At 72.3% G+C, this 13,763-nt stretch carries 12 protein-coding genes; 7 read left to right on the top strand and 5 right to left on the bottom strand.

The genetic code is table 11. The features are described from left to right. Positions 1-86: 86 nt before the first annotated feature. A complete protein-coding gene (locus ACS5RC_RS16470) occupies positions 87-1,574 on the top strand; it encodes a serine hydrolase (protein WP_478344964.1) in 1,488 nt (495 codons plus the stop codon). A 144-nt stretch (positions 1,575-1,718) separates the two neighbouring features. Here the strand turns inward: ACS5RC_RS16470 and ACS5RC_RS16465 are convergent, their stop codons facing one another. From ACS5RC_RS16465 to ACS5RC_RS16455, 3 genes are read right to left on the bottom strand one after another with little or no spacing between them, the layout of a single operon-like run. Continuing rightward, complete coding sequence (locus ACS5RC_RS16465; protein ID WP_478344963.1) at positions 1,719-2,480, bottom strand: DnaJ domain-containing protein; 762 nt, start codon at positions 2,478-2,480, stop codon at positions 1,719-1,721. Between the two features lie 3 nt (positions 2,481-2,483). Beyond that, positions 2,484-2,732, bottom strand: a complete 249-nt coding sequence (locus tag ACS5RC_RS16460; protein ID WP_478344962.1) for a hypothetical protein — start codon at positions 2,730-2,732, stop codon at positions 2,484-2,486. After that, on the bottom strand, positions 2,729-3,880 hold the full coding sequence (locus ACS5RC_RS16455; protein WP_478344961.1) for a S1C family serine protease: 1,152 nt from the start codon (positions 3,878-3,880) through the stop codon (positions 2,729-2,731). Before ACS5RC_RS16455 ends, ACS5RC_RS16460 begins: the two co-directional genes overlap by 4 nt. Positions 3,881-4,337: 457 nt before the next feature. Here ACS5RC_RS16455 and ACS5RC_RS16450 point away from each other — a divergent pair, with 457 nt between their 5' ends. Continuing rightward, entirely contained in the window at positions 4,338-4,553 is a 216-nt protein-coding gene (locus ACS5RC_RS16450; protein ID WP_478344960.1) for a hypothetical protein, read from the top strand. Between the two features lie 149 nt (positions 4,554-4,702). Here ACS5RC_RS16450 and ACS5RC_RS16445 read toward each other — a convergent pair whose 3' ends face one another. After that, on the bottom strand, positions 4,703-5,176 hold the full coding sequence (locus tag ACS5RC_RS16445; RefSeq protein WP_478344959.1) for an SRPBCC family protein: 474 nt from the start codon (positions 5,174-5,176) through the stop codon (positions 4,703-4,705). A gap of 267 nt (positions 5,177-5,443) precedes the next feature. Then, positions 5,444-6,724 carry an O-acetylhomoserine aminocarboxypropyltransferase gene (locus ACS5RC_RS16440; protein WP_478344958.1) on the bottom strand — a complete coding sequence of 427 codons (1,281 nt, stop codon included), beginning with the start codon at positions 6,722-6,724 and terminating at the stop codon, positions 5,444-5,446. A gap of 302 nt (positions 6,725-7,026) precedes the next feature. On the opposite strand from ACS5RC_RS16440, the gene serA reads away from it, so the two are divergent. The 5 genes from serA to ACS5RC_RS16415 all read left to right on the top strand — a co-directional run bounded on the left by serA (position 7,027) and on the right by ACS5RC_RS16415 (position 13,535). After that, positions 7,027-8,301, top strand: coding sequence for a phosphoglycerate dehydrogenase (gene serA, locus ACS5RC_RS16435; RefSeq protein ID WP_478344957.1), 1,275 nt, complete (start codon positions 7,027-7,029; stop codon positions 8,299-8,301). Positions 8,302-8,486: 185 nt separating this feature from the next. Next, a complete protein-coding gene (locus tag ACS5RC_RS16430) occupies positions 8,487-10,118 on the top strand; it encodes an ABC1 kinase family protein (RefSeq protein ID WP_478344956.1) in 1,632 nt (543 codons plus the stop codon). A 274-nt stretch (positions 10,119-10,392) separates the two neighbouring features. Then, positions 10,393-11,652, top strand: coding sequence for a sensor histidine kinase (locus ACS5RC_RS16425; RefSeq protein WP_478344955.1), 1,260 nt, complete (start codon positions 10,393-10,395; stop codon positions 11,650-11,652). A gap of 89 nt (positions 11,653-11,741) precedes the next feature. Continuing rightward, a complete protein-coding gene (locus ACS5RC_RS16420) occupies positions 11,742-12,128 on the top strand; it encodes a response regulator (RefSeq protein WP_478344954.1) in 387 nt (128 codons plus the stop codon). Positions 12,129-12,245: 117 nt separating this feature from the next. Then, complete coding sequence (locus ACS5RC_RS16415) at positions 12,246-13,535, top strand: O-acetylhomoserine aminocarboxypropyltransferase/cysteine synthase family protein (protein WP_478344953.1); 1,290 nt, start codon at positions 12,246-12,248, stop codon at positions 13,533-13,535. Positions 13,536-13,763: the final 228 nt, after the last annotated feature.

Here is a 13,763-nt window from a genome sequence, read left to right as displayed (position 1 = left end):
CGGGGCCACGCGGCACTTGGCGACGGCCCCCTGAATGGTGCGATGCAAACCGGCCGTTGCCGGTCTGTCGAGGGCGATCACCTGCGATGCGTAGCGTAACCAGCCGCTCCCGGACGGTCCCCGCCCTGGCCGCGACTCTCGCGGCCGCGGCCGTGCTCTCGGCGCTGGCCTCCCCCGCCGAGGCGCGCCGCCGGAGCCACCACCACGTCCGCGCCGGCGGCGGCTACAACCCGCCCTACGCCGCGATGGTGGTCGACGTGAAGACCGGCCGCACCCTGCACGCGGTGAACGAGGACGCGCTGCGCCACCCCGCCTCGATCACCAAGGTGATGACCCTCTACATGCTCTTCGAGCAGATGGAGAAGGGCCGCTTCGCCCTCGATTCCGAGCTGACGATCTCGGCGCACGCCGCCGCGCAGGCCCCCTCGAAGCTCGGCCTGCGCCCCGGCTCCTCGATCACCGTCGAGGACGCCATCAAGGCGATCGTCACCAAGTCGGCCAACGACGTGGCCTGCGCCATCGGCGAGAACATCGCGGGCTCCGAGGAGCGCTTCGCCCAGGCGATGACCGCCAAGGCCCACGCCCTCGGCATGAGCCGCACCACCTACGTCAACGCCTCGGGCCTGCCCGATGCCGACCAGATCACCACGGCCCGCGACCTCACGGTGCTGGCCCGCGCGATCCAGGACCGCTTCCCGCGCTACTACCGCTACTTCCAGACCCGCTCCTTCGCCTTCCGCGGCCGGGTCATCGGCAACCACAACCACCTGCTCGGCAACGTCGAGGGCGTGGACGGCATCAAGACCGGCTACACCCGCGATTCCGGCTTCAACCTGATGACGGCGGCCAAGTCCGACGACCGCCAGATCGTGGCGATCGTGCTCGGCGGCAAGTCGGGCGCGAGCCGCGACCGGATCATGGCCGACCTCGTCCGCGCCAGCCTGCCCCGCGCCTATGCGGGCGCCCGGCAGGCGGCGCCGATCGTCGAGGTGGCCGAGCGCGCCCGCCCGGCGGTGGTGGCCGATTCGGTCTCGCGCACCCGCACGCAGCTCGCCTCGGCCGAGGACGACGAGGTCGAGACCACGAACTCCACCGACGCGGGCCAGCCCCTCGACATCGCGCCGCACCGCTCGACGGCGACCCCCGGCTCCGGGCGCGCCCTGCCCCGCAACGCCCAGGCCTATGCGGGCTCCGCCGGGCAGGCGCCCTTCCCGGGAGCGGGCAGATCCGAATCCGGCAAGTCCGAGGCGCGCCTCGCCTCGATCGACGCGCCGCCGGCCCGCGCGGAGGCCCCGAAGGCCCTGGCCAACGGCCCCCGCGTGACGCCGACCGCCTGGGTGATCCAGCTCGGCGCGATGGACGACGAGGGCAAGGCCAAGTCGATGCTGGCCGAGGCGCGCGCCAAGGTCGGCGGCTCCCTGTCCAAGGCCGCCCCCTACACCGTGAAGGTCGAGCACGGCGGCGCCACGCTCTACCGCGCCCGCTTCTCGGGCTTCACCGAGCAGGATTCCGCGCAGGACGCCTGCTCGGCCCTGAAGCGCAACGGCTTCAGCTGCTTCGCCACGCGGAGCTGAGGTGCCGGGGGCGCCGGCCCCCACCCGCCACCGTACGCGGCCCCACCGGGCCGCCTCGACGCCGCGGCCCTCGCCGCGGCGCGTGCCGCCGGCTGGCCGTTCGCCCGCCGGGACCCGTCCCATCTGGCCATCGCGCGTGGAGTCTCAGCGATGTCGGTTCAGCAACCTGTCGCGGGCCGCGTTGATGCGGGCCGCCCGTTCCGAGCTCCCGCCCTGGTCGGGATGGGCGCTCTTCATGAGGCCGCGATGCGCCGTGCGGACCTCCTCAGCGGACGCCCCGCGCTGAAGCCCCAGGATCTGGTACGCCTCGTCCTGCGTCATCGCCCCTGGCTTCGGCGGACGGCCCGGCCCCGGGTCTCGATCAGCCTCAGCGTCTACACGCCAGCCGGGACGCCGGCGGTCCAGATACGCCTCTAACAGGCGCAGGCCCTCCGGATCCTGCGCGGCGCAGAGCCCGACCAGCGCCCGGAGCGCGTCGGGCCGCAGCGCCTCCAGCGGCGCGCCGGCCCAGGGCCCGGCCGCGACCCGCCCGCCCGTCGGCGCGCCGTCGGGCCCGAGATCGATCTCGATCAGCCGCGAGCGGGCCTGGCCCGGGACGGCGGCCCGCCCGGCGGTGACCCGGCGCCAGAGCGCGCCGAGCGGGTGGCCGGCGGCGAGGCGGCGCCCCTGCGCGCCGAGGCGCCGGCCCACGCCCTGCGCGCCCTCGAGCAGCCAGACGCCGCCGAGGCCGAGGACCAGCGCGAGGCCGAGCTGCCCGCGCAGGAGCATCAGGGCCGCGAGGCCGATCAGCAGCCAGGGCCCGGCGCGCCGCGCGAGCCGGCCGGCGAGGCGCGCGTCGAGCCGCCCCCCGTTCCGGGAGAGCCACCACAGGCCGAGGCAGGCGGCGAGGCCGAGGAGCAGGCCCATCCGTCAGGGACGCGCGCCGTACTCGGCGCCGACGCGGCCGCCGAGCTTCAGCCGCACCCCGTTGCCGAGATCGCGGAAGCCGTCGCCCGTCGCCCGCGCCCGCGCCTCGCGCGGGCCGCAGCCCGGCTGCGGCGGCAGGCGCACGCCCTCGGGCGCGTCCTCCGGGCAGAGCTGGGGGCGCGCCGGCCTCTCGGCGGCGGCGGCGGGCAGCGCCAGCAGGAGGGACGCGAGGAGAGGCACGAACGGGGTCACTGGCGGTTCTCCGCGACGTCGGCGGTGATGACCCGCACCGTCCGGGTGCGTCCGCCGCGCGCCACCGTCAAGTCCACGGCCTGCCCGACGCCCGCGGCCTCCAGCGCGGCGGTGAGGTCGGCGAGGCGGTGGACCGGCCGGTCGCCGACCCCCACCACCACGTCGCCGAGGCTGCCGCTCTGCGGATCGACGCCGCGCAGCCCCGCCGCGGCCGCGGGCGAGCCGCGCAGCACCCGCAGCACCACGACGCCGTCGATGCCGAGCCGGGCCGCGGTCGCCTCCTGGCCGGCGATGATGCCGATGCCGGGATTGCGCACCCGGCCGTTGCGGATGAGATCGGGCACGACCCGGTTCACCACGTCGACCGGCACCGCGAAGCCGATGCCGGCGCTCGCCCCCGACGGCGAGAAGATCGCGGTGTTGACGCCGATCAGCCGCCCGGCGGAATCGAGCAGCGGGCCGCCGGAATTGCCCGGGTTGATCGCCGCGTCGGTCTGGATCACGCCTGCGAGCTCGCGACCCTCGGCGGTGGGCAGGCGGCGCTGCAGAGCGCTGATCACCCCGGTGGTCAGGGTGTGGTCGAGGCCGAACGGGTTGCCGATGGCGAAGGCCGATTGCCCGACCTTGAGGTCGGCGGAGGTGCCGATGGCGAGCGGCGGCGGCATCCGGGCGACGCGGCCGAGCTGGAGCACGGCGAGATCGTAGGCGGGGGCGGTGCCGACCAGGGTCGCGCCCACCACCTCGCCGGAGGAGAGCCGCACGGCGATCGAGCCGCCCGATTGCGTGGCCGCCTGCACGACGTGGTTGTTGGTGACGACGTGGCCGGCCGCGTCCCAGACGAAGCCGGTTCCGGTCTGGGTCCCGCCCTCCCGGCCCCCGCCTTCCTGGCCCAGCTCGTCCTCCTCGTCGAGGCTCAGGAGGCCCTGGCTGCGCGCCGCCGCCTGGGCGAAGACGTGCACCACCGAGGGGCTCGCCCGCTCGAACAGGGCGACCGTGGAGGATTCGGCGGGCGCGAGCTCGCCCCGCGCGGTCACGGCCCGTGGCGTCTCGGCGGAGAACAGCAGCGCCGTCAGGTAGGGCTGGGCCACGAACAGGCCGAGCAGCACAAGCGCCGCCGCCAGGGCGATGCGCACGAAGCGGTCCGGCACGGTCTCAGGAACTCCCTCGGGTGTGGATATGGCGCACCACCGCCGCCGGATCGCGCTGCGGCGCGCACCCCGGTCGAAGCCTTAACTGGTCGTTCAGGCAGGACCCTTCAACACGGGAGGCCGGCCGGAAACGGGCGTGCGGCAGCGCACGGCCTTTTCGGGCGAAAAGACGATAACGGATTGGTCATCACTGGCTGGGACAATCTTCGCACGTGAAAGATGCCGGTATCTTCAAGTGGAGCTGCGGCATCGGCGCAGGAATATGGCGGCCGCAAGGCTGTTGCATTGCGTCGGTATCGTGGCCACATCGGTAGTCGGTTTGCGAAAAAGATCGCAATGCTGCCCCGAAGATGCTGGCATTGACGACGACATCTGCATGGCGCTCCCGCCCTGGGCTTTCGTACCGGCGGGGCAGGCGCCTGGACGGACGAAACAGGTTCGGAAGGAACAGAGCATCATGGAAACCGAAGCTCTCGAACGGCCCGCCGATCTCACGATCTGGCGCACGGTCCCGGCGAGCTCACCGCTGGCCCAGCCGGAGCGGTTCGGCACCCTGCGCGAGGCGATCGCCGCTGCCGCCGGGGCGCTGACCGACCCGGCCAAGCAGCCCTGGATCATCACCGAGGAGGGCGAGATCCTCTCCCCGAACTGGATCCGCACCTACCTAAACTGAGACGGCCGCGCCGCGTCGCGCGGCGCGCCGCCCCGGGACCGCCCGCGCGGGGGTAGGACCGACGCGCGGGGATCGCGCGGACGAAGCCGCGAGCGGATCGCGACGCCGAGGCGCGGGCGGGTCGAGCGCCCTCGCCTCGGCTCGACCCCTTACTTCGCCTTGGCGGCGATGCCCTTCAGGCCGGCGTCGTAGACGCCCGCGATGGCGTCCTTCGCCTTGTCGTCGGGCGCGCCCTTCGCCTTGAAGCTCCCGGTCCACGTCACCTTGGAGCCGGCGCCGTCCTTCTCGACCATGATCGTCGACTTGTAATCCTCCACCGGCAGCGGTCCCGAGAGGATCGTGTAGGTGTAGCTCATTTTCTTGTCGTCGCGGGCCTGCTCCTGCTCGACGATCGTGCCGCCGCCCTTCAGCGAGAGGGTGCGCTCTTCCTTGCCGCCGGCCTTCGACAGCGCGCACTTCTCGATGACGGGGTGCCAGTCGCCGATGCCGCAGAACCCGCCGATCGTCTTCCACACCGCGTCCGGAGAGGCGGCGACCGTGGCGGTCTTCGTCACCTCCAGGGCCAGGGCAGGCGTAACCGCGACCGTGGCGAGCGCCACCGCCGGAATGAAGATCTTGAGCATCTCGCGTTTCCTCGGACTAGATTCTTGAGCGCGTCCAGGCGCGCCGAGGAACAAGATAGTGCGCAACCGAAGCCTGGCTATACCACTTACGGATGTAGAGCCGGCATAATCCACATCCGTCCGGGGCCGCCGCGATGGCGGGCGGCGCTCCGGGTACGGCGCGCGGCGCGATCTCGCCCACGCCCCTGCCCTATGCCATGCCCCGCGCCCGGCCCCTCAGCCCCAGGCCCGGGGCGGCGCAGGCGAACAATCCCCGAGGATCCCGGCTCAGCCCTGGAGGGCCGCGTCGAGATCCTCGATCAGGTCGGCCGGGTCCTCGAGCCCGATCGAGAGCCGCACCACCTCCGGCCCGGCGCCGGCCGCGCTCTTCTGCGCGTCGGTGAGCTGGCGGTGGGTGGTCGAGGCCGGGTGAATGATCAGCGAGCGGGTGTCGCCGATATTGGCGAGGTGCGAGAACAGCTCGAGGCTCGAGACGAGGCGCACCCCCGCCTCGTAGCCGCCCTTCAGGCCGAAGGTGAACACCGCCCCCGCCCCCTTCGGCGTGTAACGCTGGGCGAGCTGGTGGTAGCGGTCGCTCTCGAGGCCCGGATAGCTCACCCAGGACACCGCCGGGTGCCCGGCCAGGTGGGTCGCCACGCGCAGCGCGTTGTCCGAATGGCGCTGCATCCGCAGCGGCAGGGTCTCGATGCCGTTGAGGATCAGGAAGGCGTTGAAGGGCGAGAGCGCCGGCCCGAGATCGCGCAGGCCCAGCACCCGCACGGCGATGGCGAAGCCGAAATTGCCGAAGGTCTCGGACAGCACCATGCCGGAATATTCCGGCCGCGGCTGGCTCAGCATCGGGTAGCGCGCGTCGCCCGCCCAGTTGAAGCTGCCGCCGTCGACGATGAGGCCGCCGATCGAGTTGCCGTGTCCGCCGAGGAACTTGGTGGCCGAGTGCACCACGATGTCGGCGCCGTGCTCGAAGGGCCGGATCAGGTACGGCGTCGCCATCGTGTTGTCGACGATGAGCGGGATGTTGTGGCGGCGGGCGATCTCCGAGAGCGCGGCGATGTCGGTGATGACGCCGCCCGGATTGGCGATCGACTCGCAGAAGATCGCCTTGGTGCGGGGCGTGATCGCGGCCTCGAACGAGGCCGGGTCGTCGGTGTCGGCCCAGCGCACCTCCCAGCCGAAGTTCTTGTAGGAATGGTTGAACTGGTTGATCGAGCCGCCGTAGAGCTTGTTGGCGGCCACGAACTCGTCGCCCGGCTGCATCAGGGCGTGCATGGTCAGGAACTCGGCGGCGTGGCCCGAGGCCACCGCCACCGCCGCCGTGCCCCCCTCGAGGGCGGCGATGCGCTCCTCCAGCACCGCGTTCGTCGGGTTGGTGATGCGGGTGTAGATGTTGCCGAAGGCCTGCAGCCCGAACAGCGAGGCGGCGTGGTCCACGTCGTCGAAGACGAAGCTCGTGGTCTGGTAGATCGGCGTCGCCCGCGCGCCCGTGGTCGGGTCCGGGGTCGCGCCGGCGTGGATCGCCAGGGTGTTGAAGCCGGGCTGCCGGTCGCTCATCGCTGTCTCCTGGGGCCGTGAACCGTCGTCCCGCCGTGTACGCCCGGGCGGGAGGGCGGTGCAAGGACGGGATGGGCGCAGCGGGGCCGCGCCAGGAACCGGGGACGGGACCGGGGCCCCCGCACCGGCGGCGCGGCAAACGGTGGCGCCGGTCTGTCGCGCCTGCGCAGGGCAGACCCGCCGCGCACGTGTTGCGTTGCACGCAGGCCGCTCCTATCGCTGCCGCGACTCACGCGGGACTTCGCCAGGACGGTGCCACGACGGCGCGACGACGGCCCGCGATCCCGACCGGAAAGCCCGCCATGACGCCCTCGACCGCGCGCGACACCCTGCCCGAGAAGCTCTCCCTGCCCAAGGACCGGATCCGGGTCCTGCTGCTCGAGGGCATCAACGACAGCGCGGTCGCGCTGATGCAGGGGGCGGGCTACACCAACCTCGTGCGGCTGCCCAAGGCGCTGGACCGCGAGGCCCTGCACGAGGCGCTCAAGGGCACCCACATCGTGGGCATCCGCTCGCGCACCCAGCTCGACGAGGCGGCCTTCGCGGCGGCCGACCGGCTGCTCGCCGTGGGCTGCTTCTCGGTCGGCACCAACCAGGTCGATCTCGAGGCCGCGCGCCACCGCGGCATCCCGGTCTTCAACGCGCCCTTCTCCAACACCCGCTCGGTGGCCGAGCTGGTGATCGGCGAGATCGTGATGCTGCTGCGCAAGATCGTGCCGCGCTCGGTCGGCGCACATGCGGGCGCCTGGGACAAGTCGGCGGCGGGCTCCGTCGAGGTGCGCGGCAAGACGCTCGGCATCGTCGGCTACGGCAACATCGGCACGCAGCTCTCCACGCTCGCCGAGGCGATGGGGATGCGGGTGATCTTCTACGACCACAGCGACAAGCTGCGCCACGGCAACACCGAGCCGGTCGAGAGCCTCGCGGCGCTGCTGGGCCAGAGCGACGTGGTCTCGCTCCACGTGCCCGAGACCGAGGCCACCGCCAACATGATCGGCGCGGCCGAGATCGCCCAGATGAAGCCCGGCGCGTTCCTGATCAACAACGCCCGCGGCACCGTGGTCGATCTCGACGCGCTGGCCGCGGCGCTCCGCGACGGCCACCTGCGCGGCGCGGCCGTCGACGTCTTCCCGAAGGAGCCCGGCTCCAACAGCGAACGCTTCGTCTCCCCGCTCCAGGGCATCCCGAACGTGATCCTGACGCCCCATATCGGCGGCTCGACCGAGGAGGCGCAGGAGCGCATCGGCTCCGAGGTGGCGCGCAAGCTGGTGGATTACTCCGATATCGGCTCGACCATCGGCGCGGTGAACTTCCCGCAGGTGCAGCTGCCGGCCCGCCCCACGGGCACCCGCTTCATCCACGTCCAGCGCAACCTGCCGGGCATGCTGGGGCGCCTCAACGAGGTGTTCGCGCGCTCCGGCGTCAACATCGCCGCGCAATTCTACCAGACCGACGGCGAGGTCGGCTACGTGGTGCTGGAGACCGACGCCTGCAGCGCCGACGCGGAGGTGTTGCTGGAGGAGATCCGCCAGATCGAGGGCACGATCCGGGCGCGTCTGCTCTACGAGCGGCGGTAGCGGATAGGCCGCGGCTCCGCGGGCGCCGGCCTGCTCGGCCGCGGGTCGCCGCCCCATCCCCCGCCCGATCCCCCCTGCCCGATCACCCCTGCCGGCTGGCCGCCCGGCGGGGCCGACCCTAAAAAAGTCCCGATGCTCGTGCTGTCCGGGCCCAAGCCTCCCGCCCGAACGGATCGACCCGCTTCATGCTGAAGACCGCCTTCGTTGCCGCGCGCGACCGCCAGAGGCTGTCGGAGATCGCCACGATCCTGATCGGCTTCGGCGTCAACCGCGTCGTGGACCGGCTGGGCCTGCGCTACCTGCCGCTGCTGCCGCGCCGCAAGCCCCGGGTCGACGTCACCCGCCTGTCCGAGCCCGAGCGCCTGCGCCGCGCCATCGAGGCGCTCGGGCCGACCTTCATCAAGTTCGGGCAGGTGCTGGCGAGCCGGCCGGATCTCCTGTCGCCGACTTGGACGGACGAGCTGCAGAAGCTGCACAGCCAGGTCTCGCCGGTGTCCTGGGATGTGATCCGGCCCCAGCTCGAGGAGGATCTCGGCGCCTCCCCGCTGGAGATCTTCGCGGAGTTCGACATCCAGCCGATCGCCTCCGCCTCGATCGCCCAGGTCTACCGGGCCCGCCTGCACTCGGGCGAGGACGTGATCGTCAAGGTGCTGCGCCCGGGCCTGCGCAAGATCATCGAGGCCGACCTGCGGCTGATGGCCCACGGCGCCCGCATCGTCGAGGCGGAATGGCCCGACATGGCCCGCTACCAGCCGCGCGAGCAGATGCGCCACCTCGCCGAGGGCCTCAACGGCGAGCTCGACCTCCTGAACGAGGCCCGCAACTGCGAGCTGCTCGCCCAGATCTTCGAGGGCCGCGACGACATCGTGTTCCCGAAGATCCACTGGGAATGGTGCTCCGAGCGGGTGCTGGTCCAGGAGTTCATCGTCGGCATCCCGCCCAACGACGAGGCGCGCTTGGCGGCGGCCGGCATCGACAAGAAGCTGCTCGCCCAGAAGGGCACCGACGCCTTCCTGCGCATGGCGCTGATCGAGGGCGTGTTCCACGCCGATCCCCACCCGGGCAACATGCTGGCGATGGCGGGCAACCGCATCGGCTTCATCGATTTCGGCATCATCGGCCGGCTCTCGCAGCGCCGGCGCAACCAGCTCCTCGTGCTGATCGGCGCCATGCTGAAGCAGGACGCCGACGGGCTGATGGCCGTGCTCCTCGACTGGACCGGGACCAGCAACCCCGACATGACCAAGCTCCAGATGTCGGCGCAATCCTTCGTCGAGAGCCATTCCTCCATCCCGCTCAACCTCGGGCTGGTGCTCACCGACTTCATGACCATGGCCCGCGAGAACGACCTCGCGATGCCCACCGACCTCGCGATCCTGTTCAAGGGCCTCGTCACCGCCGACGGGGTGATGCGTCATCTCGACCCGAATTTCGACCTGTTCGCCGCCGCCGGCCCGACCGTGCGGGCGAGCATGCAGACCCAGTTCTCCCTCTCGGGCCTCAAGACCAAGGCCGAGGCGCTGGGCGTCGGCCTCTACGGGGCGGCCTCCGAGCTGCCGACCCTGATCCACCTGATGCTGGTGCGGCTGAAGCAGGGCCGCGTCACCGTGGAGATCGAGGTGAAGGGCCTCGACAAGGTCACCCGCGGGATCGAGCGGGCGGCCGCCCGCGTCGCCGTCGCGCTGGTGGTGGCGGCCTTCGCCACCCAGCTCGCGCCGCGGCTGATCGACCTCGGCACCCCGGTCTTCGTCACGATCGGGCTGATCGTTTTCATCCTGGGCGTCGGCTGGCTCGTCCTGCTCGGGCGTAACAAATGACAGACCTGTGTCGCACCGCACAAGTCGATGGCCGTGAAGATTCAATGTCCGGTCCGGTTCTATCCTTGTGTCAAGGGTCGAATGTGGTAGCCTGAACTCACTTCCCGAGTCGCAGGAACGTGGGCGGGACGTCGGCAGAAGCGGCACAAGCCGCCGGCTGCGTCCCGGTGCGGACATCCAAGTCCCCTTCGTCATGCGCTCGGCGGGTCGGGCGTCGGTGCGCCCGCGCGGGATGGGCCGCGCGGACCGTCACGGTGGCGCTGCTGGGGCGGCGATGCATACGCACACGATCACGGTGCCGGAGGACGAGGTCGGGCGGCGCGTCGCCTCCCTCGAGGCCGAGAACAAGCTCCTGAGATCCCTGCTGCTGCAGGCCAGCCGCCAGACCGACGCGGAGCTGGTGCGCAGCCAGCGCCTCGGCCGGATGGTCGCCTCCGAGCGCTGCGCCAGCCGCGCCGAGGCCGCGCGGGTCCGGGCCGAGGCCGAGGCCGTCGACGCGCGCTACCGCCGAGACCTCGCCGAGCGCTCGGCCCGCCTCGCCGATGCCGAGGAGCTGAACGCCTGCCTGCGCGCCAGCGAGGAGCTCAACCGCCGCATCCTGTGGGCGTCGCCCGACTGCATCGCCGTGCTCGACCGGGACGGGCACGTCATCACGGCGAGCGAGAACGCGCCCGCGATCCTCGGCACGCCCAACTACGCCGCGCTGATCGGGCGCCCCTGGCCGACGTTCTGGCTGGAGCCCGAAGTGATCTCGGCGGCCGTCGCCGCGGCCGGCGCCGGCCGGGCGAGCCGGTTCCAGGCGGCCTTCGCGCGGGCCGGGGACGCGACGTGGTGGGATGTCGCGGTCACGCCGATCAACGGGCCCGACGGCCGGCCCGAGCGCATCCTGGCGGTGTCGCGCGACATCACCGAGCTGAAGCAGAACGAGGATCGCCAGAGCCTGCTGATGCAGGAGCTCTCGCACCGGGTGAAGAACACCCTGGCGATGGTCCAGGCGATCAGCGCCCAGACCCTGCGCAACGCCGTCTCGCTCGAGGCGGCGGGCGAGGCGCTCGGAGCGCGGCTGCTCGCGCTCGCCCAGGCGCACGACGTGCTGCTCCAGGGCGCGTGGTCGAGCGCCTCGCTCTCGGGCCTCGTCGAGGCCGCGGTGGCGCTGCACGGCGGCGGCGAGCCGGGGCGCTTCCGGGTGCGCGGGCCCGAGGTGATGCTGGCCGCCCGGGCCGGGCTGACCCTGGCGCTGGTGCTGCACGAGCTCGGCACCAACGCGGCGAAGTACGGCGCCCTCTCGGTGCCCGATGGCCGGGTGACGATCGCCTGGAGCGTGGCGGAGGCGGCCGGCGGGCCGGCGTTCCGCTTGCGCTGGAGCGAGCGCGGCGGGCCGCCCGTCGCCCCGCCGACGCGGACGGGCTTCGGCTCCCGCCTGATCCAGCGCAGCCTCGCCCACAGCTTCGGCGGCCAGGTCCGGCTCGCCTATCGGGCGGGCGGGGTCGTGCTCGACCTGGAGACGCCGCTCGCCGGGCTCACCGCCGGCTGAGACCCCGCGCCCGGACCCGCGCCTTGACGCCGCCGAGCCCGGAGACTAGGCCCCCGGGCTCCGGTTCGAGAGAGCGCCCGCGAAGCCTGATGACCGTAAGCCCTCCTGAGCAACCCGTCGTTCTCCTCGTGGAAGATGACGGTCTCCTGCTGATGGAGGCCTCCGACACGCTCGCCGAGGCGGGCTTCACGGTCCTCGAAGCGTCGCACGCCGACAAGGCCCTCAAGGTCCTGGAGAACCGCCACGACGTCGAGGTCCTGATGACCGACGTCGATATGCCTCAGGGCTCCATGGACGGCTTCGCCCTGGCCCGGCTCGTGGCCCATCGCTGGCCGTCCATCCCGGTTCTGGTGGTCTCCGGCATGGGAACGCCCGGCCCGCACGACATGCCGGACGGCGCCCGCTTCATCCCGAAGCCCTACGAGCCGACCACGCTGGTCAGGACGCTCCGCGCCTTCATCCGCCGCGCGGCCTGAACCGGGCGCCGGGCACCGTCCCGCCGCCGGGTCTTGCACCGCGGCACGCAAAGTGAGAGCCGTGGCCGAACATCCGATGTGAACCGGCGACCGCGGGCGCCGGGACGAGGTTTCGACATGGCCGACGACAGGACCCCTCGCTTCGCCACGCAGGCGATCCACGCGGGCGCCGCCCCGGATCCGGCGACGGGCGCGCGGGTGCAGCCGATCTACTTCACCAACGGCTTCGTCTTCGACTCGACCGAGCAGGCCGCCGACATCTTCGCGATGCGGCGCACCGGCTTCTCCTACTCGCGCGGCTCCAATCCGACGGTCGCCGCCCTCGAGCGCCGCGTCGCGGCGCTCGAGGGCGCGAAGGCGGCGATCGCGGTCTCGTCGGGCCAGTCCGCCGTGCTCCTCGTCCTGATGACGCTGATGAAGAGCGGCGAATCCTACGTCGCCTCGCCGCGCCTGTTCGGAGGCTCCCTCGGCCTGATGCGCCGCCTCGACGGGCGCTACGACCTGCAGCCGCAATTCGCCCGCGGGCTGGCGCCGGAGGATTTCGAGGCGGCGATCACGCCGCGGACACGGGCGATCGTCTGCGAGTCCATCGTCAATCCCTGCGCGACCGTGATGGACCTCGCGGGCATCGCCGCGGTCGCCGAGCGCCACGGCCTGCCGCTCGTCGTCGACAACACGCTGGCGTCCCCGGCCCTGATCCGGCCGATCGAGCATGGGGCCGACATCGTGGTCCACTCGACCTCGAAGTTCCTCGGCGGCTCGGGCCAGACCATCGGGGGCATGATCTGCGACGCGGGGCGCTTCGACTGGAACCGGCCCGGGCGCTACAACCTCATCAACGAGCCCTGGTCCGACTACGACGGCCTCGTGGTGCGCGAGCGTTTCCCCGACATGCCCTTCGGCGTGGCCTGTCGCCTGTTCGGGCTGCGCGATCTCGGCCCCGGCCTGTCGCCGATGAACGCCTTCCTGACGCTGACGGGCATCGAGACCCTGCCGCTGCGCATGGAGCGGCACTGCGCCAATGCGCGCGTCGTCGCGGCCTACCTCAAGGATCATCCGAAGGTCGCCTGGGTGAGCTACCCGGGCCTGCCCGGACAGCCCGGCGAGGCGCTGGCCAAGCGCTACGTGCCCCAGGGGCCCGGCTCGATCTTCACCTTCGCGCTCAAGGGCGGGGAGCCCGCGGCCCTGCGGTTCATCACCGGGCTGGACCTGATCTCCCACCTCGTGAACATCGGCGAGATCAAGTCCCTGGCGATCCATCCGGCCTCGACGACGCACCGGCAGCTCCGGCCCGAGGAGCGGGCCGCCGCCTGCGTCGGACCCGAGGCCGTGCGTCTCTCGATCGGCCTGGAGACGGTCGAGGACCTGATCGCGGACATCGCCCAGGCGCTGGACAAGCTCGATTAGGACGCCCGCCTCCGGCCCCGTGGCGGCTCCGAAGGGGCTGCGGCGGGGGGAGGCGGACGCGAGCGTGCCCCCGCGCAGGGGCGCGCCTGCGCAAGAGCGTGCCTTCTGAGCGGGCGAAGCCCGGACCCGCGGGCGGGCATCCCGGGCTCCGGGCCCGCCATCACACGGTCATCGGGACCATCCAGAATGGGGCCGCGCCGATGACGGCGCCGTGCGGCCCTCGCGCGC

It is taken from the genome of Methylobacterium sp. HJ2, assembly GCF_056431005.1.
Note: the sequence above shows the minus strand (reverse complement) of the source record. Positions and strands in the feature narration are given on the sequence as shown.

Coding starts and splice junctions, on each gene's coding strand:
- ACS5RC_RS16450 (WP_478344960.1), top strand. CDS start 4,338: ATGGAAACCGAAGCTCTCGAACGGCCCGCCGATCTCACGATCTGGCGC.
- ACS5RC_RS16470 (WP_478344964.1), top strand. CDS start 87: ATGCGTAGCGTAACCAGCCGCTCCCGGACGGTCCCCGCCCTGGCCGCG.
- ACS5RC_RS16415 (WP_478344953.1), top strand. CDS start 12,246: ATGGCCGACGACAGGACCCCTCGCTTCGCCACGCAGGCGATCCACGCG.
- serA (WP_478344957.1), top strand. CDS start 7,027: ATGACGCCCTCGACCGCGCGCGACACCCTGCCCGAGAAGCTCTCCCTG.
- ACS5RC_RS16465 (WP_478344963.1), bottom strand. CDS start 2,480: ATGGGCCTGCTCCTCGGCCTCGCCGCCTGCCTCGGCCTGTGGTGGCTC.
- ACS5RC_RS16425 (WP_478344955.1), top strand. CDS start 10,393: ATGCATACGCACACGATCACGGTGCCGGAGGACGAGGTCGGGCGGCGC.
- ACS5RC_RS16440 (WP_478344958.1), bottom strand. CDS start 6,724: ATGAGCGACCGGCAGCCCGGCTTCAACACCCTGGCGATCCACGCCGGC.
- ACS5RC_RS16445 (WP_478344959.1), bottom strand. CDS start 5,176: ATGCTCAAGATCTTCATTCCGGCGGTGGCGCTCGCCACGGTCGCGGTT.
- ACS5RC_RS16430 (WP_478344956.1), top strand. CDS start 8,487: ATGCTGAAGACCGCCTTCGTTGCCGCGCGCGACCGCCAGAGGCTGTCG.
- ACS5RC_RS16420 (WP_478344954.1), top strand. CDS start 11,742: ATGACCGTAAGCCCTCCTGAGCAACCCGTCGTTCTCCTCGTGGAAGAT.